The following is a 25898-nucleotide window of genomic DNA, read 5'->3' as shown; positions in this document are numbered from 1 at the left end:
TATACAACACCATCAAAATGTCAATATCGGTAAATTGCCGCAACGGCTGTGCTATACGGAATCTCTTCAAAGGGAACGGCGTAAACCGTGCCACCATTTAGTAAGGTATGAGCAGCAACAAAATCCAACAAATCCTCATCACCTGCTTCTTTTTCTGGGTGCAAATAAACCGTTTCTGAGGTTGGATCGAATAAACCCCACTGTTGCTGACCAACTGCAACTAGTAATGAATCCACGCGTTGGTAATAAGCCGCTGAGATAACTTCTTGGAGGTTGTTAGATGCTTTACCAGTATCACCACCAAACAGTTCGTGAAATTGCTCTAAAACTGCTTGCTGTGACTTTTGGAAATCAGCCTCGACAATCGGCCAAGCTTGCTCGTGTAAATCTTGGGCGCTGAGAATTTCTGGATTACCGATAATAGCTTCATCCATTAAATGCTGGTAAGTATTCGCCTGTCTATACAAAGGCAAGAGATACTCTACTCCAGCCAGCACCAAAGGCGCTTTTTGTAATTTCAGTTTTTCGTATAATGCGCGATCGACAATTTGAAAGAATTGGAGGATGTCTTCTTGACGTTTATCCCTATCAGGGCTTCCCTGTCCGTGAAACGTACCTGGTTGCGAAAAAGTATTGGAAGTTCCCCCTTTTGATGTGGCGATGCGAAACTGACCTTCTTTAGCAGTATCGTCTTTTTGCAGAGCTTCATCTACACTTTTAGGAAGATTTTCTACTTCCACTTCATTGATGCTGTAGCGTGTTCCTTCAAAGAACCTGACATCTTGTTGACTCAAAGCCAGGATATAGAAGCGACCATTGCCATTTAAAATTGGCAGCAACGGCTTGATGTGAAAGCGGTCTGTAACTACGACCAACTCTTGAAAATCAATTGGTAGGGGATAGTAACGAAAAATGTCTTCAGAAATAAAAATCGCCAGCCCTTGCTCTCCCATTTGCTCCCAAAACTCTTGGTTATCAATTTCCTGGGATTTTTCCAACAATGCGATCGCATCTTCCTGTGTCAAACCCGCATCAATTAAACGAGTCTCTGCTTCTCTGACCAAATTTTTAAAGCGAATTGGATCTTGTCGCACTTCTGGCCCGGCTGGGTGCGTTGGCATATAAATGGAAACACAATTTCCTTTTGGCTGTTCTATTAATGTCTTGATTTCCTCTTTCGAGATTAATTGCATATTATATCCCTCCTATCAACATGACTAGATACATCAGACCAGACCATCAATATTCAACGATCTGATAAGACGTTATTCTCAGGTGATGGCGGTTGAAGTTCAACCATTTGTTTCTGAGTTTATTTCACCTTAAGGAGGGTTTTGTTGCATCTTTCTTTTGATAGGCAATATTCATCAAGGGAATTACTAATTAAAATTCCTAAATTAAGAGCCAAAATTGCCACATAGATCAAATGTTTGGCGTATTAGAGTTTGTGCGTCCTGAGTTTATCCCTATTCTGCTGTTTGATTGGCTAAGACCTAAAGTTACTCGTTTCATAATCCAGTACAAACCTGCAAGTACCACAAAGGTGATAGCAATAATCACCAGGGGTTGTTTTCCCAGAATTTCTTCTACCCCTTTGGTAAGTACGGCATCGGGTTGAGTAATAAAATCCCAACTGTTGAAACGCAAAAATCGCCCCCAATAAACACCAACAGCACAGAGAAAATGTGTAATTGTCTCAACGCGCCAAATCCATTGGCTCTTACCGATACGATGTAAATAGTGACCCCAATTAATTAACGATATTACATAAGCTTCAAATCCACTTAAAATTACTAGTAAATACAGAGGAATAAGTACTAAAGTAATCATCCACACCGATTGAATCGTGCGGATATCATCTATCAAGTGAATTACATCGGTCAATAAATATGGTGCATTTGGTAAGAAAGCATAGAAAACTAAGAATCCTAGCCACCAAAGCCAAGTGCCACCTCGCCTCATGCGAAATAGCCAGACACTTAAAGCCAAAGGTATAAAAGCCAGAAACAAATTCCAAGTCATCCAACTCATATTAATTCGCAAGACCTGCACGACTCTGGCTATCAATTCTTCTTTCATAGGTGCTTACTCGGAAGATGTTTGATTGATGTAGATTCACTCTGTAGTGTTAGTGTTAACCTTAGCGATTAAGTTTTTGTCGCTTCCAAGAAAATTAATTTTCTCCAACATCAGACAATATTTTTGTGTCAGTTAGAAGTAAATGCATACTGATATATGTCCAAAATTTAGAGTTTTTGTGTATTTTATGCTGGAGGATGAAATTTATCAATCAATCGCTTAAGTTTACTAGTATAGCCAGAAAATCATCAGAGTAAAAGATACCACCGAAAGGTAGTCTGAGCAATAAAAACGCTGCGAATAAGTGATGGTGGACTATACGGTTCGGATAAGCATTTTTCACTTTCCTTGTGGTCTGGGGAAAGGGTAAGGGGTAAAGGGTAAAGGATGTATTGAAAACCTTTCCCCTTTTCCCTTTGCCCTTTAACCGAAGCGTATTGCCTAACTAACGCAGTAGCACTCGACTACGAGGGCCGATCGCTTGTTTTGCTAAAGTGGGCATTGTACAACTTTTGGTAGAATCTTGCGAACAAGCGGCTTGAGCAAGGGTTGCAGGGTTGACAACTACTTGATTCATCTCTAAAGAATTACCATTACTCAATTCCATATTAGGTGTAGTAGAAATTGATGGTGAGTTAGACCTAGATGTGTACGTTGTCGGTGTCGAAGAAGCACCACTATCAACTATTGGTGTAACAGTGAACGTGTTACCGCCATCAACCATTGGCGTAACAGTGAATGTGTTTCTATCATTAACTATAGGTGCAGGAGCGATCGCACTACCATCACTAACTACAGGTGTAGGGGCGATCGCACTACTATCAATTACTGATGGAGGAATGGGTGTACTACCACCGCTAATTACTGGCGGGGGAGTGGCTGTACTACCACCGTTACTTACTGCTGGGGGAGTGGCTGTACTACCACCGTTATCAGTAGTTGGTGTCGGAGTTATGAGAGTTGCAGTTGCAGGTACTTTGATTTGTATTCTTGCCAGGGGTGCGTTAGTCATTTCCAAAGATGTTACCTTTGGCGAACCTGGGAGATCGGATTTGAAATCAAAGACTGTGGGAGTAGCGCTACCATTGCGATCGCTATATCGGACTCCATATCCACTCACTTCAAAAGTGCCTTGATACTGGTTTCCAGTGTTTGGATCGGTGACAATACCAGTGTATAAGGCTTTGGTGAGATTAAATTCATCCTGAACTACTCCTTGAAATGTGGTTCCTGCCAATTGTCCCTGATATTTATAGGGTGTCAACTCACCGCCAGAGAGAATCGGCGAAGTGAGAACGCCATTAAAGGAGACAATCGGAATGCCTTTAAAGTCAACAAAATAATGCAGACTACCATCAGAGCGTGTTTGTACCTGTACATAGTCTGACTTGTATATAGGAACATAATTAGGATTGTTCTTAGTACCTAAGTTCCGCGAGTAAGTCCCCGTGTCGTCTGTATCAACACGAGTAATGCTTTGATTGAAATTGGGATTATTTCTGGGAAGTTGGATAGTACCCGATAATGTACCAGTGCTTTGAATTGTGATTTGAGCAGAAGCACTTGTTCCACCTAAACCGATGAAGACTGCGGCTATGCTGCTGCTAACAAGAAAACAACCCAAATGAACTGATGAATTTAATTTCATGAAAAATTTGCTCCTTTAATCACATACAAAAAAAATACGCGTATGTTTACGCATGACTTTTCCTTGCTCCTAATGGATCGTGAAAGCATCCAATACTGAATTAAGGAGTATAAAATAGCGTATTTTATTACATTTACATCAGTACAAAATTAAAACCGGAAACTTGCTCTTAATGTCCCAACGATTAATGCATCGTTAGCAGCATTGTGGTCGGGATTGAAAATAACGAATAAGCCTGGAGTCAAGGCGATATTATCGCTGAGTTGGGCGCGGTAAAAAACTTCTACGTGAATTGATGTGTCACTACGTCCACCTGCTGTCCCCCCATCAGAAAAGTTGGGAAAATTGAAGCCGTCGGGTAAAGTACTGGAAGTAATTTTGGGCGGTTGTCCAACGAGAACGCCTCCTAAATTCCCAGGATGCAACAAATTAGGAAAAGCCGCGAATACCATCCAGTTGGTAGTTTCTACACTTCCCGAAAGGTTAGATGGCTTGGAGGAAGTAAAGCCACCCCAACCACCCAATTGCAAGTTAGGGTTAATTCGCCAAGCAACGGTAGCACCAATGGCTTGGGTATCGAAAGCTGTAGGATTTGCAAAAGGTGAAATCAGTTGAGAATCGCCAATACCACCTCCCAGTAAGCCATCTGGGGAGTGGGAATAGAGATAATGTACGCCGACATCGATATTATTTGTGGGTGCTAAACTTAACTGAGCGCCAGCAGTATATCTACCGCCAAATAGTCCGCCCTGCTTGGTGTCGCCCGGAAAATTGGGTATTTCGGCACTATAAACGCCTTGCAAACTGATGCGATCGCTAATCTGCCAGTCAAAGCCTATACCACCACTACCGTTACCAATACTTAAAATCGGGTTCCGCTGACCAAATAGAGAAATTGCACCATCGCTAGAACCTTCTAAGGGGCTAATACCGCGAAAGGTGTTAATCGGGTTGACTCCCGCCGTACCTACGACGATTCCCAAGTTATTCGAGGCGAGAAATCGATAAGATAAGTCACTAATAACTAGATTGTTGTCTGTATTTGACTCGAAACCCAAGCGCCCCATATTAGTAGATAACAACGATGCATTAGAACCCAAATTACCAGCAGACAACCCTGTTAACAGCAAATCTCGCCCTGTAAATGAAGTTGCTAAGGTTAGTTGGGCACTACTTGTAAAAGTCAGATTGGTTTTTCCCTGGCGTTCAGGTACTCCATCTCTCGGAAACAAATCGACATCGGGACTATTGGTTCCCTGAACGCTAAAAATGGCTTGACCAAATAATCTGGTAGTTGTGGAAAACCGATTTCCTTGTAATTCACTAGTCTGCTTTTCCACAACTTCGACGCGCTGCTGTAATTGCTGCAACTCTGCTTTGAATTCGCCTTGCAATCTTTGCAGGAGGATTAAATCTTCATGATTAACAGTATTAATTTTATTGTTAGGGTAGGCGTAGCCCGCACTTCGGCTGCGCTCAGTGACCGCCGCAGGCATCGCATCGTTTATCTTCTCCAAACAAGCATTTAAACCAGCCGCAAATTCATAACGGCTGATGCTACGATTCCCCAGATAAGTCCCATCAGTGTATCCCGCAATGCAGCCATAGCGTTCTACTAAAGACTGCAAAGCACCAAAAGCCCAATCGGAGGGTTGCACATCCTGGAGTTGCGATACTGAGGTGACTTGAGACATTGGGTTGTCTGAGTCTGGAGGATGAAGAGATTGGGAAAATTCTTCTGTACTTTCCTGGTTCTGTACAACTTCTGCGACAGGTTGAGTATTTTTTAATTCAGGTAAGTTAGGCGAACTGATAAATTGAATTTTGTCTCTACTTTTTCTAAGTATATTCTCGTACTTATTTTTTATCGCTGACGAGGTAGTTATATCTGGTTGCACGAATTCAGGTGGTGTAATTTCAGCAGGTGAGACAACTTGAGATAAATCATCCTGTGTTGACTGCTGCACCGGATTTTCTGGCAGAATTACGGACTTTTCTGGTAAATTGAGCGCAGATATTGGCGCTGTTGCCAGCACACTCGCCATCAGTAGACTCATATCACTCCTGGTATTTCATTTGACTTGCACCAATACTTCTTTTGACAGATAAAGTTGGTGTATATCAGGAAAATTTTGGAATAAAAGTGATAAAAGTTACTGGCTATCCGAGAGGCATCACCGTGTCAGTGAAGAAGGGAATAGGTTACAGGTTATAGGGTACAGATTATTCCCGATCGCCTGTCACCTTTGCCTCTCTGCCCAATGCCCCAGATAGATTATTCTGGTTCGCTACAATACTTATTCATCTGATTCACTAATGTATCTGACTGTTTGCCAAGAGTTGTAGCTGTCGTCAGTGCTGAATCAATTTCGGTTCTAGCCTTTTGGATTTTTTCTCTTCCAGATTCTGAGGCTTGTGCTGTCTTGGTTGCACCAAGCGCTTTACCTGCTTTGGCGATCGCTTGACTAAGATTTTGAAAAATCTTCACAAAACCGCTTTGAAATTCTTTCAGCTTCGGATCTTTTAACTTCAGTTCTGCAATGGATTTAGTCACAAAGTCTAAATCTTTAGATAACTGTATGCTAGTTATCACTTGTGTTCCTTTATTTTTATCAATTAAAGAAGTTCCAGCATTCACAACTCGAATCAGTCGCTGGCACTGGGAAACTTTATTCTCACTGCAACTAGCAACTAATAAAGCAATACTTAGGCTCACAGGAGCAAGAAGAATATATTTACGTAAAACAGACATTAACACCCCAACAGCAATCAAACCCACAATATAGTATCCAATATTACGGGGAAATGAGAGGATTGGGCAGAGGGGCAGAGGGGCAGAGGGGAGAAGACCTTTTACTGCTGCCGTGAATCAGAGCGGAACATAGGTTTGAGTACATCCACTTCTTATAAGTTATAAGTGGTTCTCGTACCTTACGGGAAGCTAGCGCAACAGGTGGGGTTAATCCCTTTGTTTTGTCTTGTCTCCCCTGCCCCCCTGCTCCCTTGCTCCCCTGCCCCTCTGCTCCCACTTCGGCTACGCTCAGTGACCACCTGCTCCCCTGCTCCCTCGCCCCATTCCCAAATCACCAATCTATCGGCAAACCCAACTGGTCTAAAGTAGCACCATCTTGTAACAGTGGTTGAATATCGCTGTCTATTTGAATACGACCACCAGATAGTACCAAAGCGCGTTGAGTAACTCTGCTTAACCAATTTAGATCGTGGGAAGCAATTAAAATCGCTTGCACGGGTAACTTTAATAATACTTGCCCCAAATGACGACGCCATGCTGGATCGAGACCGTTAGTTGGCTCATCCAAAATTAGAATTGTTGGTTCTAGGGCTAAAATTGAGGCTAGGGCGGCTAGGCGTCTTTGTCCACCAGAAAGTTCGTGGGCGGAACGATTAGCGTAGGCTTCTAGACCAAAATCAGCTAATAACTGCCTAGCGCGATCGCTAGCCTCTGCTGATGATATCCCATAGTTACGCGGCCCAAAGGTAACATCTTCCAAGATAGTCGGCATAAATAGTTGGTCGTTGGCATCTTGGAAGCTAAAACCAATTTGACGACGCACTTGGGGTAAAGTTTGCGGTTCTACGGGAATGCCATTAATGGTAATTTTTCCTGTTTGCGGTTGTTTTAAGCCGATTAAGTTCTCCAACAACGTGCTTTTTCCTGAACCTGTTGCTCCCATCAATGCAACGCGATCGCCTTTGTTCAAGGTAAAAGATATTTCCTGTAATACTGGCTCCTGGCGAGAATATGCATACACCAGGTTCTCAACCTCGACTACAGCTGCATGGGGGTTATGGGTTGATAATTGGGGATTAGAAGATAAGGATTTCAAAATTGACAAACTCTATATGTAAGGGAGTAGAGAAGCGATTAATCGCGTTTTAGGTAGAGACACGATTAGTCGCGTCTCTAGTAGGGAGTGGGTTAAATTCTGTAAGAAGTTAGGGTTACACTAGCAGCGATCGCCCAAGCTAGTAACAGGGCAAAACGTTCTTTTGGTCTGAGGCTAGAATCTATGGGTAATTGTCCGTTGTAACCACGAGCTACCATTGCCGCATAGACTCGCTCTGCTCGATCTAAACTGCGGAGATACAAAGCTCCAATCATCGCAGCACTGGCATAGCGCAACCATCCCGTAGTTCCATTCAGACCGCGTAGTTGGGCACTGCGCCGCATCCGCGTTACTTCTGAGAGCAAAATTTCCATATATTGCCCAGCTAATAACAAGTTTTCCTTTAAAGGTGCTGGTACTGGTAATGTTTTCAGGGCAATGCCGAAACTGTGGGGCGGTAAGGTTAACAAAAAACTATTCATCGTCACTAGACAAACCAGCGAACGAACTAGCAAAAAACTGGCTCGTTCCCATCCCAAGGGCAATGCTAGCAATGACAAAAAAATCAATTCTGTGCCGAGTAATCCTCCCAATTGGCGAATTGGTACGCGCAAGAAGCAAGCCCATAAAAGTGCGATCGCGCCATATACACTTAGTCCATACCAGGCATGATGCTTTAATAAAGCTGCTCCCACCACGATCGCTAGAGACAGTTGTAAGCGTAGCGGTAAGGAAAGTTTAAGCATTATTCGGTTTCACTACCTTGGCAATTCCAAAGGCAACAGCAAAGCAAACCGCAGCTCCCACCAGTCCAGCGATACTAGTGCCAATTGGCCCCAAACCCTCAATTCCATAGTCAGCTAAGGGAGTCGGCACAATTATCCGTACTTTCTCGGCTAAGTGAATGAAGCCAGTATTTTCAGCAACTTTCTCCAAACCATCGGGCCATGCTGAAGCAAACAGTGACAGCACTCCCGCAATCAAGAAAATGGTGACAATAGGTACTGACCAGCCGCGAAACTCTTGCTGTTCGCCTGGTAACAAATCTGGTCTGGCTCTGGACAGATAAGTCAGCACACCCCCGGTAATCATTCCTTCGCCAATGCCAATCAAAATATGCACGCCAGTCATGGCTGGTAAAACTATGGCTACCGGTGCAGTTCCAGAGAGGGCTAATTCAATGGCACAAGCGATCGCAGCTACCACTACACTCACACCAGCTGCGATCCCAGCAGCCAAGGGTAAGCGCCCTTTAGACCCTCCAAACAGCCGTTGTAAGGTTTCGGTTAAAACCCAGCCAACCCAAACTCCAACTACTGCCATGTTAAAAATATTTGCTCCCAAGGCTGTAATGCCACCATCAGCAAATAACACGGCTTGAATAATTAAAACTGTGGCGAGACACAACGTTCCTGCCCAAGGACTGCCCAAAACGATCGCAGCTAAGGTTCCCCCTAACAAGTGACCACTAGTACCTCCTGCTACTGGAAAATTGATCATCTGGGCAGCAAAAATGAAGGCGGTGGTTAATCCCAATATCGGGGCACGACGAATACCAAAAGCCTCTTGCGATCGCCCGAAGGCAACAAACAACGCTGCCACACTCGCTAAACCAGTAGCCCCGGCCACCGGAATAGAAACAAATCCATCAGGAATATGCATGATCTACCCTGTATTTTTAGAGGTTCATTTAACTCAAAACAAGCAATAAAACTACGCCATCTAATTTAATAACAAACAAAATTTTTCTCTTTTTTGCAATGCCCTACCGGGGGATTTTCTAGTGCTACTTTTGACATATTTACAATCTACTGTTTACTAAATAGTATACTTATTTAGTAATATATTAGTTTTTGTTAGGCTGGATTTTTTATATTGCTAAACCTTGACAAATATTCCAAAACGAGACTGTACATATCTAGTCTCATTTGGTTCATCAAATTACTCCTAAAACAGGTAATAAAGAAACATTCACTGCCTCTTACTCTTATGGAGTAGTTCGTTTTTTCAAAAATCAAATAGGAATTTCTAGCTGCTCCTACAGTTAAGAAATAGCTACAAGTATTTATCAAAATGTTATTTTGATTTTTATTTGTTTTGTAGTGTTTAATTAATTCAATATTTGTTGCATCAATAAATAAGTTTTTACGCGTGTAACAAGCTTATGTAATCAGCATTTGCACTTTATTCTTAACTTTGCTGTAAAAACAATAATGTATAAGCACATTAATAAAATTTCCGATACTCCATATTAAATTAATATTCTTTGTAGTATCATTAAAAAATTATAAAGATATGCTGAATAAACTGTATATTTGCTGACTTAGTTTACTTAAAAATACAGGATGTTTTGCTAGAAAATACGTAATTTTTCGTATAGTATCATAAAAACAAGGGGTAAGATGTAAAATTTAGATTAATTTAGGAAAATATTGGGAATCGAAGTGCGGAAATTACTAAACTTTCAGGGCAACTAACTGTAACAAAAGGATTCCTCAATTTTTGAGTAACTAGGTTCAGTCAATAAAGGCACCAGATGTTTGATTCTATTTTCCACGGACTTTACACACCCTCGTTTTGCAATTTGGAATATGAAAACAAACTCATCGAACTCGTTGTTAACAGTATCAACTGGCCCGCTAAAGATTTCAGAGTTGCCCCCCAACCCCGTGGATACAGATGATAATTCTATTCATCTTTCTCTAGTAATTCCTACTTATAAAGAGCGTGACAATATCAAGAATGTAGTCAGCATATTGAGTAAATTACTGGATGAATCTATTGCAGGAAAGTATGAACTAATAGTGGTAGATGATGATAGCCCAGACCGAACCTGGGAGATAGCGCAATCTTTGACGACAGAATACCCCCAGTTGCGAGTGATGCGACGCCAACAGGAACGGGGGCTATCTTCAGCAGTGATTCGTGGATGGCAAGCAGCGACAGGCAGTGTGTTGGGGGTGATTGATGGAGATTTGCAGCATCCACCAGAGGTATTAATACAACTGTTGGGTAATATTGAGCAGGGAGCAGATTTGGCAGTAGCTAGCCGTCATGTAGAAGGAGGCGGTGTTAGTAGCTGGAGTGTTGTTAGGCGTTTCTTGTCTCGTGGCGCTCAGTTGTTAGGCTTGGTAATCTTACCGGGGGTATTGGGCAGAGTTTCTGACCCGATGAGTGGTTATTTTATGGTGCGTCGGAGTGCGATCGCAGGTGTAACACTCAATCCAGTTGGATATAAAATTCTCCTAGAAGTAATTGGCCGGGGAAAAGTAGACCAAGTTGCCGAAGTTGGGTATGTATTTTGCGAACGCAAAGAGGGCGAGAGTAAGGTGACATGGAAGCAATATATAGATTACATCCACCACTTAGTAAGATTGCGGCTTTCCACGGGGAAAGTAGGACGATTGCAAAGAAAAGTCAATTTTCCAGTTGGTCGATTTGTCCGTTTTGGGTTTGTTGGCTTTAGTGGTGTGTTTGTGGATTTAACGGTGTTTCACTTGCTGCGTACTGTAATTCATTTAGGTTTAACCCGCAGTACGATTCTTTCGGCCGGAGTGGCAATCGTCAATAATTTCCTATGGAATGATATATGGACTTTTAGTGATATTTCTCAGAGGCAACGTGCTTCGCATCAACGTTTCAAGCGATTCTTGAAGTTCAGTGCGGTCTGTTTGGCAGGAGTTATATTACAAGCTCTAATAATTAACTTTCTCTATAATATCTTGGAAATAAATCAGTATTTAGCTAAGTTGATCGCGATCGCAGTTGCTACCATCTGGAATTTCTGGGTTAATTTGAAACTTAGCTGGCGCGTCACAGACGTGAAATAATCACAACGAGGGATTTGAGCTTTAGATTTTTGTTTTTAGATTTTAGAACGAACTTAAATCTCAAACGTCAAATCTACAAATCCATGACTGTGAGGCCTAGCAATGAGAGTTATTTTCCAAGGTGCATTTTATTTTTACAAACAAATTATCTCGTTGCTATCTGCATCTGCTATACATTTCCTGCCTCTGGCAGATAAAAACTCTGGCTCACAACGCAAGCATTGGCATAATTGGCATCGCCTTCCTCCTCCCTGGGTTCATCTCTTGCCGATCTTAATCTGGTCGATTGTCGGCATCAGCTTGCGTCTAATCAACTTGACTGCAAAGCCTCCTTGGACTGATGAGTTTGCCACCTTGGTGTTTAGCTTGGGGAATACTTTTTTATCAGTTCCCCTCGATCGAGCGATCGCACCTGATATCCTATTACAACCACTGCAACCAAACCCAGCGGCTAGTATTGGTGATGTTATTCATAACTTAGCGACACAAGATAGTCATCCACCACTGTATTTTGTGCTGGCTTACCTGTGGATGAAATTATTTCCCAGCAATGGAGGATTAATATCGCTGTTTGGGGCGCGATTGCTACCAGCTATATTCGGCGCTGCCTCCATTCCGTGTGTTTACGTATTAGGTAGAGTAGCGTTTCGTTCGTCATTAGTGGGACACTTGACTGCTGCCATGATGGCAGTATCACCTTATGGCGTATTTTTAGCACAAGAAGCGCGTCATTACACTTTGGCAATCTTATGGGTAATTGGTTCCCTCACCTGCTTAGTAATTGCCACACGTCATATTCAAAACCGCACACCTTTACCTATATGGGTAGCACTTTTTTGGATCGGAATTAATGCTTTAGGTATTGCTACTCATTATTTTTTCACCCTTACCCTTTGCACAGAAGTCGTAGTTTTGATTTTTCTGGCTTGGCTTCAATTGCAAACTAGCAGTCCGGCAAGTGAACTTGACGGGGTAAAGGGGAAGGGGGAAGGGGGAAAGGGTTTAAATCCCAAACCCAGTGCCCTTTCCCCTTTCCCCAGCCCTCACCAAGCATTGTTGACTTGCCAGACTACTAGCAGCAAATCTCTTTTCTTCTCTCCTCCCTGGCGGCGTATCTATGCCGTTGCTATAGGTACTTGTGTAGCGGGTTTAATTTGGATACCAACCTTGTTAGAGAATGAAAATCGTGGTGCTTTGACCGAGTGGATTCGAGGTTCGCGCGTTGGACTAGAGTGGTTAAGCCCAATTTTTCAAGCTTTAGGAACATTGATTGCAATGATTTCCTTATTACCAGTTGAATCTTCACAAGCTTTGGTTGTGATTCCTTCTGGAATAGTGATGCTGACTTTCTTTATTTGGGCAGTACCAATTTTGCTGCGTGGGATAAAAATTCAACTACAGCACCCAGAAAACCGGATGATGATTCAGGTACTTGCTGGAGTAGTTATCAGTGCGATCGCCATCTTCTTTATCTTTACGTACTTTTTGGGTATTGACCTTACCAGAGGTGCTAGATATAACTTTGTTTACTTTCCCGCGATCGTGGTTTTACTAGGCGCAAGTCTCGCAGTTTGTTGGCATCCTCCCCAGATGGAAACAGAGCCAGGGAAAAATGAGATAACAAGCATAGGTAAATGGGGAATAAACGGGAAAAAAGCCGTAATGGTAATTTGGTTAATGGGATTTTTCAGCGCAGTTACAGTAATTTGCAATCTCGGCTATCAAAAATATTATCGCCCTGACCTGTTTGTGCAACTAATTCAACAAACATCCCCAACACCAGTACTGATTGCCACCACCCACAAAACTTATGTACACACTGGGGAAATGATGGGAGTTGCGAGGGAGATTAAACTTGCAAATTCACTCCAAAATCCTTTGTTTCTCCTTGCTCATCAAGATCGAGATCCGAATGCTTCCACCATTGCTCTGGAAAATACTTTAAAAAAATTACCACGACCTTTTGACTTGTGGCTAGTAAACTTTCACGCACCCGTAGCAGAAACCGTCAAAACATGTGTGACATCTGATACTCAATCTTTGCCACCCGTAGACGGCTACGAATATGAACTTTATCATTGCCAATAAATAGGGGGCAGGGGGCAGGGAGCAGGGCTTTCTGGGGCAGGTTTTTTTGATTAGACAAATTTTTGGGCTTTTAAAACCAAAACCATTGTCTGAGAACTTAAAACTACGTTCAATAATTGAGAACATTCTTAACTATTTATCGAAAGCCTAAAAGCCTGCCCTTGAAAGAGGGAGCAGGGGGCAGGGGGACAAGGAGATAAACAAAACTCCTAACTCTTGTACAGACGCGATTAATCGCGTCTGTACTCTTAACTCCTAACTCAGCACTCCTAACGCCCAATCCCCAATGCCCAATCTATATGCATCTTGTGGAAGTTCCTCAAATATGAATATCCATAGGAGACTAGAGAAAGAAAAACAAAATATATCTGACACGTTTTTCAAATAGCGAAAGCTGTAACTAGTTAAGGAGGATTTATGCGTGCAGTACTGATGGCAGGCGGTTCGGGAACGCGGCTTCGCCCGTTAACTTGCGATCTGCCAAAACCGATGGTGCCGATTCTAAATCGACCAATTGCCGAACATATTATTAATCTCCTCAAACGACATCAAATTACAGAAGTTATTGCAACATTGCATTATTTACCTGATGTCTTGCGAGACTATTTTCAAGATGGCAGCGATTTTGGCGTCCAGATGACTTATGCTGTCGAAGAAGATCAGCCTTTGGGTACAGCAGGCTGTGTAAAAAATATTGCCGAACTTCTTGATGAAACCTTTTTAGTTATTAGCGGGGATAGCATAACAGATTTTGACCTGACGGCAGCGATCGCATTTCACAAACAAAAGAAGTCAAAAGCTACTTTGATTTTAACCAGGGTTCCTAATCCGATTGAATTTGGAGTGGTGATTACTGATGAGGAAACACGGATTCGGCGATTTTTAGAAAAACCCTCTAGTAGTGAAATTTTTTCTGATACCGTCAACACTGGTACTTACATTCTCGAACCAGAAGTTTTGGAATATCTGCCAGCAAACGTTGAATGTGACTTTTCTAAAGACTTATTCCCCTTACTACTAACAAAAGATGAGCCAATGTATGGTTACATTGCTCAAGGTTACTGGTGTGATGTCGGTCACTTAGATGCCTATCGTGAGGCTCAGTATGACGCGTTAGATCGGAAAGTGCAGTTGGATTTTGCCTATAAAGAAGTTTCTCATGAATTATGGGTAGGCCAAAATACTTACATCGATCGCACGGCTGTGATTGAAACCCCGGCTGTGATTGGTGACAATTGCCGTATTGGGGCAAGAGTACAGATTGAGGCAGGAACCGTAATTGGGGATAATGTCACTATTGGCGCTGATGCTAATCTCAAACGTCCCATCGTGTGGAATGGGGCATTTATTGGCGAAGAAGCACATCTTTCTGCCTGTGTAATTTCCCGTGGCACTCGTGTAGACCGCCGCGCCCATGTATTAGAAGCTGCTGTTGTGGGTTCGCTTTCTACGGTGGGAGAAGAAGCTCAAATTAGCCCTGGTGTGCGCGTTTGGCCCAGTAAAAAGATTGAGTCAGGAGCAGTTTTAAACATTAACTTAATTTGGGGGAACACAGCCCAACGAAATTTATTCGGTCAACGTGGTGTCCAAGGATTAGCTAATATCGACATTACTCCAGAATTTGCCGTGAAACTGGGAGCTGCTTACGGTTCTACTTTGAAACCTGGTTCTAAAGTAACGGTTTCCCGCGACCAGCGTAATATTTCTCGGATGGTGACGCGATCGCTGATTGCTGGTTTAATGTCGGTAGGTGTTGACATTCAAAACCTTGATGCTACAGCTATCCCCATCGCCCGTACAGTTATACCCACAATGTCGGTAGCTGGTGGTATCCACGTCCGGGTACACCCAGACCGCCCTGACTACATTCTGATTGAATTCATGGATGCCAAGGGCATTAATATCACCAAAGCCCTGGAAAAGAAAATTGAAGGGGCTTACTTTAAGGAAGATATGCGGCGGGCGCTAATTCATGAAATTGGCGATGTATCTTATCCTAGCCAAGTCATGGAGCGCTACTGCACTGCTTTTGAGAAATTATTGCATGTTCATACACTCCGCAACAGTCGGGCAAAAGTGGTGATTGACTATGTTTATGCCGTATCAGGGGCAGTTTTACCTCAAATGTTGGATAAATTTGGCGCTGATGCAGTGGTATTGAATGCCAGTGTCAATAAAACGGCAATGTCAATCACCGATCGCGAAGGATTGCTGACTCAGTTAGGTCATGTAGTGGAGGCATTGAAAGCTAACTTTGGGGTGCAAGTATCCGCTAATGGAGAACAGCTAATTTTAGTTGATGAATCCGGCTACCCAATTCGTGGGGAAATGTTAACAGCACTGATGGTAGACATGATATTAACTGCTAACCCCAGAGGAACAGTAGTTGTACCAGTTCATGCTTCTAGTGCTATTGAACAAGTCGCCCGTCGCCATGATGGTAGAGTGATTCGCACTAAAGCCAACCCTACAGCTTTAATGGAGGCTTGCCAGAAAAACCCGAATGTGGTAATAGGAGGTAGTGGAGAGACTGGTTTTATTTTCCCGCAACTGCATCCGGGATTTGATTCCATGTTTTGTATTGCCAAGATAATTGAGATGTTGACTATACAGGAGCGATCGCTTGCTGCTGCGCGGTCAGAATTGCCCCGTGTAATTCACAAAAGTTATACAGTCCGTTGCCCGTGGACAGCCAAGGGTGCTTTGATGCGTTACTTAGTGGAAACTCACCCAGCGCAAAACCTAGAACTCATCGATGGAGTAAAAATTTGTCAACCCTACGATGACAGTTGGCTGTTAGTTTTACCAGATGCCAGCGAACCACTGGTGCATTTGTATGCAAATAGCAACGATCGCGAATGGGTAGATGAGACTGTGAGAAACTACCGCACCCGTGTTCAGACTTTTGTGGAAAGGCAACAAGAATATCAACCAGCCGAAGTGTAATTCGTAATTCGTAATTCGTAATTGAATTCTTTAATTACGAACTACGAATTATCTTGACCACCCGCCCAACTATCGGGAGGAAAGTAGGCTTTCGCCTTTGCCCTTGTAGTTTACTCAAAGTATTAAAACTTGACATCTATTTATAATAATTCAATAGACGCGATAAATCGCCTCTCTACAATGCCATTCAAACCAGTATTTTGGCATAAGGGGCAATTTCCGTTTGATTTAAACTATCTTCTTGCAGAGTGCGTTATTCACTCTTAATATAAAACTACGGTAACTCGATTGATTTACCGCATTTAAAGCAGCCAAAGGACAATATCACATAACTCCTGCAAGATCGAGTCTTGTATCGCTTTTAGTCTAAACTCTTTTGTTCAAGCGTCGATCTCAATACTCCTATTCGAGTCAGTGCGAGGTTTTTGACCAATTAAGGTATGAGAATTCTTGCTGCCTCGTCTAGTTTTCGGTTTGTTTCCTGAAATACTTAACAAAAGTTTACTCATTTAAATGAAAAAAACTCTCAATTAGTCTGATAGGATATCTTCAGAGTTATTGAGACTAATACTCATTAAGCTGGTCATGTATTTCAGCTATTTGCAAACTTTCTGAAAAGATAACGCTTTTGACTTGCGTGGCTGTTCAAACACTGGAGTCGATGCCTTGATGGGCAGATTAACCAACCTCTCAGGGCGACTTTTCAGCAGGGCACACAACTATTTATTTATCAGGTGTCAATATGTCAAAAAAAATTGGTTTGTTTTACGGGACTCAAACTGGCAACACTGAATCTGATGCTGAAAAAATTCGGGATGAGTTTGGTGATGATGTTGTGACATTACATCCCATTTACGAGGCGGATAGTAGCACTTTTGATGAATATGACTTGCTGATTATTGGTTCTCCTACTTGGGATATTGGTCAACTTCAGAGCGATTGGGAAGGCTTTTTCTCCGATCTAGATGAAATAGATTTTAGTGGAAAGCTAGTTGCCTATTTTGGTGATGGAGACCAATATGGCTATGCCGATAACTTCCAAGATGCAATAGGAATTCTAGAAGAAAAAATTTCCCAACGAGGCGGTAAAACTGTTGGTTACTGGCCAACTGATGGATATGACTTTGAGAATTCTAAAGCTTTGAGAAATGGTAAGTTTGTCGGATTGGCACTTGATGAAGGTAGTCAATCTGATTTAACAGATGAGCGAATTAAAACTTGGGTTGCTCAGTTAAAGAAAGAATTTGGTTTGTAGAGATTTAGGGCGTACAGCTAACTGTACGCCTTTGTTGAAACTGATAATTTAATTTAGAAGTTATAGGTATTTATGTCTGATTCATTTGATGTTTTATGGTTAAGTGCCAGTCCTGCTTTGCAGCGTTTTGATAAACCATTACTTGAACATTTATCTAGGTATATAAATGTCGCCCAGTGGGAATATCAGCAAACTAAAGATGAAGCTAGTTCCATAGATCAAGCTGTAGATTTACTGTATGAATTTTTAGAATGGCGCGGCCCCGTGCATTTAGCAGGTCATGCTATGGGTGGTGCGATCGCCTTAACCTTTGCGCGGCGATTTCCGCAAAAAGTGCGATCGCTCACTCTGCTAGCTGTAGCAGCTCAACCTGCAAATAATTGGCAAGCTCACTATTACTTTCAACGACAACTTTTTAGCATCAGCCGTGAGTTAGTTTTAGCAAGTAGCGTTCGCAGTCTGTTTGGCAATCAACCACCTCATACCACTAAAAAGTTAGTAGCTGCTTTAGATAAAGATTTAGAACAATCTCCCACGTCACACTCTTTATTTAAGTTGGTTTATTTACCCAAGGGTGGAGTTTCTATGCCAATGATGGTATGTGGTAGCAAAAGCGATCCGGTAGTCAACCCTCCTGCATTGCATGATTGGTTAAATTGGTTCAAGCCAGAAGATAAACTCTGGGAATGTCCTCAAGGGTATCATTTTTTTCACTATTTTTATCCTCAACAGGTTGGCGAAGAGATTTTGGGTTTTTGGCAATGCCACCATCCGCATCTACTGGAAGCATCTGCACTATCTTTTAGCACTTCTACAAATTGATGTCTGGTGACAAGCCTTACGGCTACGCACTTGTGAAATTTGGGGTGTACTGGGTGCGTAGCTTGCCGCCGTAGGCATCGCTAATTAAATCTTTTTTCCTGTCACACACTACGACTTAACTCATAGTTAGGAATAGGGCGATCGCTAATCACTGCATAGAGAACATCTGGATCGAGGTCGGCTCCCGATGGCCATTGAATTGTGCCTACTTCGTGGTTTAATTCAACCTGAGCAAAGTATTTTTTATCTTGCAAAGGTGCAAAAACACCTGTAAATTTAATCAGTTTACTAACATCAATTATTCCTTCCACTTCGTTTTCAAAACGGATATATAGTTGATAATTTTCCCTTGGCTCTACTGCAATAATGTCTTTTAACATATTTTACTACTCCAATGGTAAGACGCTATTGAGGAAATCAGTTAGCCTGTAAGGTGGTAAAAGTTTGATAATAAAAAAGATTGACACAGCCATTGTTGGCTTCTCAATCTCGTAACCCCACTCCCACTTTGCAACAGCTATGCAAAATCTCACCAGAATTACTCGCAATCCTGAAGTTATGGGTGGCAAACCCTGTATTCGCGGAATGCGTGTCACCGTTGGTACTGTCGTTGGCTTAATGGCATCTGGACATAGTAATAGCGACATCCTCAAGGCATATCCTTATCTTGAAGAAGCTGACATATATGAAGCACTTGCCTACGCTGCATGGCGGGCTGAAGAGATTGAAGTTCCTCTCAGAAGTGCATGAAAATTTTGATTGATATGAACCTTTCTCCTGACTGGGTTGCGGTTTTTGAGAGGTACAATATCTCTGCTGTCCACTGGTCTACGGTTGGCGATCCCCGCGAGAAAGATTCAATAATTATGGAGTGGGCAAGAACTAATGGATATAAGTAAGTCGGTGAGAATAAATCAAACTAGATTAAGTAACGTAAAAAATATTGGGATTATTTCGTAGTGAGGACTAAAGTCCTCTTATGAGGTCTGAATCCTTACCTACAAACCTTGAATTATTTACACCTCTCTACTTATTGTCTTTACTCACGATTTAGACTTCGGCTCCCTACTAGCTGCTACAGGTGCCGATACTCCCAGTGTCATTCAAGTTCGTACCCAGGATGTTTTGCCAAACAGTATTGAAAATCTAGTTATTTCAGCCCTGAATCAGTTTGAGTCTTTACTAGAGACAGGCGCATTGGTCACTGTTGACCAAGCTCAATCTAGGGTGCGTATTCTACCAATTAGACGCGGATAGTTTTAGGGAAATATAGCTAACTCAGTTTCCGGGTCAAAAAAGTGAATTTTCTCTGGAGTTAGCGATAACCATAGTTGTTCACCAGCTTTTACAAATCGGTCTGGTGGGATTCGCACTTGCAAGGAATTGGCTGTAGTGGCTCTTTGAGATCCTGGTTCGGCAATCTTAACAGCAAGAAAGGAATCGTTGCCGAGATTCTCTACCAAATCTACTTGCACGGGTAGATTTTTGGTGGCAGGCATACTCAAGTTCAAGTGTTCTGGGCGAATGCCTAAAATTAGAGTTTTTCCATCATATTTTTGTAAAGCTTTTCCCCAGACTTCTGGGAGGGTGAAACGAAACTGGGAACGAGTAATCAACTGCGGGGCATGAAATTCTACAGAAATAAAATTCATCGGTGGTGAACCAATGAATTCTGCTACAAAAAGATTTGCAGGGCGGTTGTAAAGTTCTAGGGGAGAAGCAACTTGCTGAATTTTACCCTCAGACATAATCGCAATGCGATCGCCCATTGTCATCGCTTCTGTTTGGTCATGGGTAACGTAAATCGTCGTTGTCCCCAGTTGGCGCTGCAATTTGACAATTTGGGCGCGGGTTTCCGCCCGTAGTTTGGCATCTAAGTTAGAAAGCGGTTCATCCATTAAGAATACTTGCGGGTCACGGGCGATCGCTCTTCCCAATGCAACCCGTTGTCTTTGTCCTCCAGATAGTTGTTTGGGTAAGCGATTCAGCAATGTTTCGATTTGCAACAGTTGAGCAACACTACGCACCTGTTCATCCACCGCCCGTTCTTTGTCAGAAATATAGCGCAATCCTTTAGGTAACTTTCTGGTCGCTCCGACAAAAAGATTTTCCGCCCACGTCCGAAGATGTGGAGTATTTTCTCCTCTGCTCCTCTGCTCCTCTGCTCCCCTGCTTCCCCTGCGGCGCAACCCAAAAGCGATGTTGTCATACACCGTCATGTGCGGATAGAGGGCGTAATTTTGAAACACCATTGCGATGTCGCGTTCCTTGGGTGGTAAGTCATTGATTAAGCGATCGCCTATCCAGATATTACCGCCAGTCATCACTTCTAACCCGGCGATTAACCGCAGCAAGGTACTTTTACCGCAACCAGAAGGGCCTACCAGCACCATAAATTCACCGTCTGCGATCGTCAGGTTAATCCGCCGCAAGACATTGACACTTTCCGCCCGCTCTTGGGCTACATCGATTTTTTCCCCAGGCGTGAGGGGAGATTGGGTTTGTGAGGTAACACTTTCCCCTTTACGCGGGGAAAAACTTTTATAAACGTTTTCTAAAATTACTTGGGACACAACTAATTATTGTGATTGGGGATTGGGTATGGGGCATTGGGCATTGGGGATTGGACTAATGACTAATGACCAATGACAGTTTAGCGCCCATCATAATACACCTTCAGGGTAAATACGAAAAGTTAAAAAAACAGCTTGCACTATCAAAAGCAAACTATTCTAAATTTTAGGGCTATCAAGAGGTGTTGTGATGACTACCGATGTACCTAAAAATCTTTCCCAAGACCCAAATATTAACCCTATCCATGACATTGTAGACGTACAAACTACAGATTGTTGCATTGTGGGTGGGGGGCCAGCAGGAGCAGTATTGGGGCTGTTGTTAGCGCGTCAAGGTATTTCTGTGATGCTGCTAGAAGCACACAAAGACTTCGATCGCGACTTTCGCGGCGATACAATTCATCCATCGGTGATGGAAATTATGGAGGAATTGGGATTAAGCGATCGCTTGTTAGAACTTCCCCATACCAAAATGCGCCAAATTAGTATTCAAACTCCTCAAGATAATGTCACATTCGCAGATTTTAGCCATCTGAAAACCCATTATCCCTACATTACAATGCTTCCCCAGGTAAAATTCTTGGAGTTCATCACCCAAGAAGCACAAAAATATCCTAGTTTCCATCTAGTAATGGGTGCGAATGTGCAGGAATTAATTAGTGAAAATGACGTGATTCAAGGTGTCCGCTATCGGGGAGGCGGTGGTTGGCACGAAATTCGGGCAATACTGACAGTTGGTGCAGACGGTCGCCACTCACGTTTGCGACACTTGGGTGAGTTTGAATCCATCGAAACTTCGCCGCCAATGGATGTCCTCTGGTTTCGCCTACCGCGTCAGCCAGAAGACCCTGAAGGAGGAATGGGGCGCTTTGGTCAAGGTAAGCTAATCGCCATGCTTGACCGTGGCGATGAGTGGCAAGTTGCCTATGTTATTCCTAAAGGAGGCTATCAACAACTAAGGGCTGCGGGTTTGGAGGAATTAAAAAAATCTGTTGTCGAAGTAGTGCCAGAATTCCAGCAACGTATTCAAAATTTACATGATTGGTCACAAGTAGCTTTTCTCTCGGTCGAGTCCAGCCTTGTCAAACGTTGGTATCGTCCGGGACTGTTAGTCATTGGTGATGCAGCTCATATAATGTCCCCCGTTGGTGGAGTTGGCATTAACTACGCGATTCAGGATGCTGTAGTCGCGGCGAATGTACTTAGCAAACCGCTCAAAAACCGAGAAGTACAACTGAGTGACCTAGCAAAAGTACAACGTCAACGCGAGTTGCCCACACGCATTATTCAAGCGTTTCAAACTTTTATCCAAAAGCGGGTATTGGCCCCGGTTATCACCTCAAATCGCACCTTTGTACCACCTGCATTTTTGCGCTTACCCATCTTGCGCGACCTTCCAGCCAGGTTGATCGCCTTGGGTGTTTTTCCAGTTCATGTCAAGGCTTAATTTTTGCCAAAAATTTTTTCTATTTAATTAACTTAGTGGTACAATTATACTACTCTATGCAGAATTGAATGCTCAATTTAGTCAAGCGAGGGTGGCGAACGGTATACTCAATGCTGTTCAAAGCGATCGCTTGACTTTTATGCTAGAAAGGATTAAAAACTTAGGCATTATTAAAAAATGCAAACAATTAAACATATCTAGATATTAATTGGGACTACATAGAAAAACCTTCTCTTTTTGAATCAGTACTTTTTGCAGTCAGGAGTAATTTTAATGAACAGCTGCGTTTTAATGGCGGAAATTATTAACGAACCGCAACTCCGCTACACAGCAGATAATAATTTGGGAGTCACGGAAATGTTGGTGCAATTTCCGAATTCTCAAAAACCAGAAGATCCGCAAGCCACACTAAAAGTTGTTGGCTGGGGGAATTTAGCAACAGAAATTCAGCAAAACTACCATAAAGGCGATCGCGTCATCTTGGTAGGACGTTTAAGTATGAATACTGTTGCGATGGAAGGTTTTAAAGAAAAACGCGCTGAATTGACGGTGCAACAAATTCAATCTGTTGGAGGTAGTTTTAATACCGATCCATTACCCTCAGCAACCCCAACTCCATCATTTACTGAAACTGCTCCCCGACAACCATCTTCAGCATCTCGTCCGGCACAGAAAGAGGTTCCCACTTACGAGTCACCACGTTCAGCGCCTACTCCAGCGACAAATCCTGTTAGCGTTGCTCCCCAAGCGAAAACTTACGAACCCGTACCCCAACCGACAAATTATGAGCGAACCACTTATCCAGCAGTGAAAGAGGAAGAACCAGATCCAGATGATATTCCGTTCTAAAAGTTGGTAGTTGAACGTGTATTCAATTTGCTAACTAATGATTGCGATTAGACAATCTTCACAAATAGCCATCCTTGAGGATGTGCTATTTTTTTGTTTGCGTTGACGCTTTGCGTTTTGTTGTGAAAAATTTACCTACTCTTATATCAAGTTCGGCTAATTAGTTATAATTCCCGAATCTATGCATCAAGCTTGATAATCCAAAATCCTTTTTAGCGGTAGCAATCGAGACAACAGAATTGTTTCAAATTACAATACAGATTTGGCAGCATAAATAGCTGTAAAGAAAGCTAGTGCAACTCAATCAGCCGAAAATTATCTTGATGGATGAGGCAACTATAGGAATCCGCTTTGATTCGGAGAAATTATTTGCGTAGGGAGGGAATAGGGGATAGGGAATAGGGAAGAAGGAATAAATGTGTACTGAGTTTTTTCACGCAATCAAATACGAGTCCTATAGTTCTCAAAACATTAAAAATTGTAGTTGAGGTCTAAGCAGTGAAAAACCGCCAAGGAGTCTAAAAATCAAATTTATCGACACATACATCAAAACTCTTGTTAAAATCCAAATAATTTTAAGTTAGAATTCCTACCCAACTCCTATGAGAGAAACTGTCCTAGAGGTTCGCAATCTCCAAGTTGAATTTCCCGGTGATGGCAACACTGTCAAAGCTTTGGATGGTATTTCCTTTGCGCTGCATCGAGGTGAGACTCTAGGAATAGTAGGAGAATCGGGAAGTGGTAAATCAGTGACAGCCTTAGCTGTGATGGGTTTGTTGCAAACTCCTGGCATAGTGAGTGGCGGTGAAATCTGGTTTCGTCCGCAGGAAAATGGCAACCCCATCGATTTGGTAACATTGCCTCCTGAGCAAATGCAGTTACACCGGGGTGGCGACATCGCCATGATTTTTCAAGAACCGATGAGTTCGCTTAATCCGGTTTATAACATCGGGTTTCAGCTAACAGAAGCGATTATGCGGCATCAAAATGTGTCAGCAGCCCAAGCACGACAAATTGCGATCGCAGGTCTGCAAGAGGTTAAACTTCTACCTAGCGATGAGGAGATCCAACAGCAGTATATCGAAACTTGGCATCAAACCAACGCCAAATTATCTAAACCAGATGGGCCAAAGTTGGCACAGTTGGTTAAAGAACACAAAGAAGCCATGCTGGAACGCTATCCTCATGAACTTTCTGGAGGTCAGTTGCAACGGGTAATGATTGCAATGGCAATTTCTTGCAACCCATTAATCTTAATCGCCGATGAACCAACCACAGCTTTGGATGTGACGGTGCAAGCGACTATTTTGGAGTTAATGCGAGAATTGCAGCAAAGCCGTGACATGGCAATGATTTTCATCACCCACGATTTGGGGCTAATTTCAGAAATTGCTGACCAAGTAGCGGTGATGTATAGAGGTAAAGTTGTCGAATCTGGTACTTCTGGGCAAATTTTCAGTAGTCCCAAGCATCCATATACTAAAGGTTTGATAGCTTGTCGCCCCACACTCAACCGCCGTCCCCAAAAATTACTCACTGTTTCCGACTACATGAGTGCAGAAGAGACGCCAACGGGACAAGTAGTAATTCAGCCGAAAGAACCCGCACAACCCACAGAAGTTACCAAAGAAGAGATTGCTGCAAGATTGGCAAACTTTAATGAGAAAGAACCCCTGCTGCAAATCCGCAACCTGAAAGTTAGTTTTCCAGTGCGTGGGGTGTTCGGTAGTATAAAAAGTTATAATATGGCAGTTAATGGCGTTTCTTTTGATGTTAAACCAGGAGAAACACTAGGTTTAGTGGGAGAATCTGGTTGCGGTAAAACGACCCTTGGCAGAACTTTGCTGCGCTTAATTGAACCGATGAGTGGTCAGATTATCTTTGAAAAACAAGATATTACTAGCCTCAAAGGAGAACGGTTGCAAAAACTGCGGCGGGAAATGCAAATAGTCTTCCAAAATCCTTTTAGTTCCCTCGATCCTCGGATGAAGGTTGGGGACGCGATAATGGAACCTTTGTTAATTCACGCTGTTGGGAAGACAAAACAACAACGACGAGCGCGAGTAGTCGAACTTTTAGAACGGGTGGGGTTGAGTGCAGATGCGATTAACCGCTATCCTCATCAGTTTTCTGGCGGTCAACGCCAACGGATTTGCATAGCTCGTTCTTTGGCGTTAAATCCTAAGTTTATCATCTGCGATGAGTCAGTTTCAGCGCTAGATGTTTCAGTACAGGCGCAGGTATTAAATCTTCTCAAAGAATTACAGTCAGACTTTCAGCTTACTTATATCTTTATTTCTCACGATTTAAGTGTAGTGAAATTTATGAGCGATCGCATTTTAGTCATGAATCGCGGTCAAATTGTTGAAGAAGGGACAGCCGAAAGCATCTACCAAGAACCTAAAGAGGAATACACGCAAAAATTAATTGCTGCGATTCCTACGGGTAGTGCTGAACGGGTGCGAAGTCGTCATCAGAAGGCTTTATAGAAACAGAATTCAAAAGTCAGGAGT

At 42.7% G+C, this 25898-nt stretch carries 21 protein-coding genes; 11 read left to right on the top strand and 10 right to left on the bottom strand.

Annotation, left to right across the window (positions count from 1 at the left end; all coding sequences use genetic code 11):
* Positions 1-20: 20 nt before the first annotated feature.
* From ACR5KR_RS18560 to ACR5KR_RS18525, 8 genes are all read right to left on the bottom strand, one after another.
* On the bottom strand, positions 21-1193 hold the full coding sequence (locus ACR5KR_RS18560) for a baeRF3 domain-containing protein (RefSeq protein ID WP_448267525.1): 1173 nt from the start codon (positions 1191-1193) through the stop codon (positions 21-23).
* A gap of 229 nt (positions 1194-1422) precedes the next feature.
* A complete protein-coding gene (locus ACR5KR_RS18555; protein WP_322670693.1) occupies positions 1423-2079 on the bottom strand; it encodes a DUF1361 domain-containing protein in 657 nt (218 codons plus the stop codon).
* 445 nt (positions 2080-2524) lie between these two features.
* The gene (locus tag ACR5KR_RS18550; protein WP_448267523.1) at positions 2525-3727 is read right to left on the bottom strand and encodes a hypothetical protein; all 1203 of its coding nucleotides are present in this window, start codon (positions 3725-3727) and stop codon (positions 2525-2527) included.
* A gap of 149 nt (positions 3728-3876) precedes the next feature.
* The gene (locus ACR5KR_RS18545) at positions 3877-5784 is read right to left on the bottom strand and encodes an iron uptake porin (protein WP_448267521.1); all 1908 of its coding nucleotides are present in this window, start codon (positions 5782-5784) and stop codon (positions 3877-3879) included.
* 218 nt (positions 5785-6002) lie between these two features.
* Positions 6003-6479, bottom strand: a complete 477-nt coding sequence (locus ACR5KR_RS18540) for a hypothetical protein (protein WP_448267519.1) — start codon at positions 6477-6479, stop codon at positions 6003-6005.
* Positions 6480-6810: 331 nt separating this feature from the next.
* Positions 6811-7575 (bottom strand): energy-coupling factor ABC transporter ATP-binding protein, encoded by a 765-nt coding sequence (locus ACR5KR_RS18535; RefSeq protein ID WP_448267517.1) that lies wholly within the window; start codon positions 7573-7575, stop codon positions 6811-6813.
* 92 nt (positions 7576-7667) lie between these two features.
* On the bottom strand, positions 7668-8321 hold the full coding sequence (locus ACR5KR_RS18530; protein ID WP_448267515.1) for an energy-coupling factor transporter transmembrane component T family protein: 654 nt from the start codon (positions 8319-8321) through the stop codon (positions 7668-7670).
* Positions 8314-9237: an energy-coupling factor ABC transporter permease gene (locus tag ACR5KR_RS18525; protein WP_448267513.1), complete on the bottom strand. Its 924-nt coding sequence runs from the start codon at positions 9235-9237 to the stop codon at positions 8314-8316. Before ACR5KR_RS18525 ends, ACR5KR_RS18530 begins: the two co-directional genes overlap by 8 nt.
* Before the next feature lie 929 nt (positions 9238-10166).
* Here ACR5KR_RS18525 and ACR5KR_RS18520 point away from each other — a divergent pair.
* From ACR5KR_RS18520 to ACR5KR_RS18500, 5 genes are all read left to right on the top strand, one after another.
* A complete protein-coding gene (locus tag ACR5KR_RS18520; RefSeq protein WP_445631063.1) occupies positions 10167-11405 on the top strand; it encodes a glycosyltransferase in 1239 nt (412 codons plus the stop codon).
* Positions 11406-11507: 102 nt separating this feature from the next.
* Positions 11508-13493, top strand: coding sequence for a glycosyltransferase family 39 protein (locus tag ACR5KR_RS18515; protein ID WP_448267511.1), 1986 nt, complete (start codon positions 11508-11510; stop codon positions 13491-13493).
* A gap of 417 nt (positions 13494-13910) precedes the next feature.
* Positions 13911-16439 (top strand): sugar phosphate nucleotidyltransferase, encoded by a 2529-nt coding sequence (locus ACR5KR_RS18510; RefSeq protein WP_445631065.1) that lies wholly within the window; start codon positions 13911-13913, stop codon positions 16437-16439.
* A 742-nt stretch (positions 16440-17181) separates the two neighbouring features.
* Positions 17182-17694, top strand: coding sequence for a flavodoxin FldA (gene fldA, locus ACR5KR_RS18505; RefSeq protein ID WP_445631066.1), 513 nt, complete (start codon positions 17182-17184; stop codon positions 17692-17694).
* 72 nt (positions 17695-17766) lie between these two features.
* Complete coding sequence (locus ACR5KR_RS18500; RefSeq protein WP_445631067.1) at positions 17767-18516, top strand: alpha/beta fold hydrolase; 750 nt, start codon at positions 17767-17769, stop codon at positions 18514-18516.
* A 101-nt stretch (positions 18517-18617) separates the two neighbouring features.
* Here the strand turns inward: ACR5KR_RS18500 and ACR5KR_RS18495 are convergent, their stop codons facing one another.
* Positions 18618-18896 carry a DUF2442 domain-containing protein gene (locus ACR5KR_RS18495; RefSeq protein WP_448267508.1) on the bottom strand — a complete coding sequence of 93 codons (279 nt, stop codon included), beginning with the start codon at positions 18894-18896 and terminating at the stop codon, positions 18618-18620.
* A 139-nt stretch (positions 18897-19035) separates the two neighbouring features.
* Here ACR5KR_RS18495 and ACR5KR_RS18490 point away from each other — a divergent pair, with 139 nt between their 5' ends.
* The 3 genes from ACR5KR_RS18490 (at position 19036) to ACR5KR_RS18480 (ending at position 19773) form a co-directional block, all read left to right on the top strand.
* Positions 19036-19266, top strand: coding sequence for a DUF433 domain-containing protein (locus ACR5KR_RS18490; RefSeq protein WP_292741094.1), 231 nt, complete (start codon positions 19036-19038; stop codon positions 19264-19266).
* Entirely contained in the window at positions 19263-19415 is a 153-nt protein-coding gene (locus ACR5KR_RS18485) for a DUF5615 family PIN-like protein (protein ID WP_448267507.1), read from the top strand. Before ACR5KR_RS18490 ends, ACR5KR_RS18485 begins: the two co-directional genes overlap by 4 nt.
* Positions 19416-19527: 112 nt before the next feature.
* Complete coding sequence (locus ACR5KR_RS18480; protein WP_448270258.1) at positions 19528-19773, top strand: DUF5615 family PIN-like protein; 246 nt, start codon at positions 19528-19530, stop codon at positions 19771-19773.
* A 2-nt stretch (positions 19774-19775) separates the two neighbouring features.
* On the opposite strand, the gene ACR5KR_RS18475 is transcribed toward ACR5KR_RS18480, so the two are convergent.
* Positions 19776-21089, bottom strand: a complete 1314-nt coding sequence (locus tag ACR5KR_RS18475; protein WP_448267505.1) for an ABC transporter ATP-binding protein — start codon at positions 21087-21089, stop codon at positions 19776-19778.
* A gap of 190 nt (positions 21090-21279) precedes the next feature.
* Between ACR5KR_RS18475 and ACR5KR_RS18470 the strand changes: the two genes are divergently transcribed.
* From ACR5KR_RS18470 to ACR5KR_RS18460, 3 genes are all read left to right on the top strand, one after another.
* The gene (locus ACR5KR_RS18470; RefSeq protein WP_448267503.1) at positions 21280-22536 is read left to right on the top strand and encodes an FAD-dependent oxidoreductase; all 1257 of its coding nucleotides are present in this window, start codon (positions 21280-21282) and stop codon (positions 22534-22536) included.
* A gap of 273 nt (positions 22537-22809) precedes the next feature.
* On the top strand, positions 22810-23385 hold the full coding sequence (locus tag ACR5KR_RS18465; RefSeq protein WP_448267501.1) for a single-stranded DNA-binding protein: 576 nt from the start codon (positions 22810-22812) through the stop codon (positions 23383-23385).
* A gap of 602 nt (positions 23386-23987) precedes the next feature.
* Complete coding sequence (locus ACR5KR_RS18460) at positions 23988-25874, top strand: ABC transporter ATP-binding protein (RefSeq protein ID WP_448267500.1); 1887 nt, start codon at positions 23988-23990, stop codon at positions 25872-25874.
* Positions 25875-25898 lie beyond the last annotated feature (24 nt).

The organism is Nostoc sp. DSM 114159, assembly GCF_053470285.1.
Note: the sequence above shows the minus strand (reverse complement) of the source record. Positions and strands in the feature narration are given on the sequence as shown.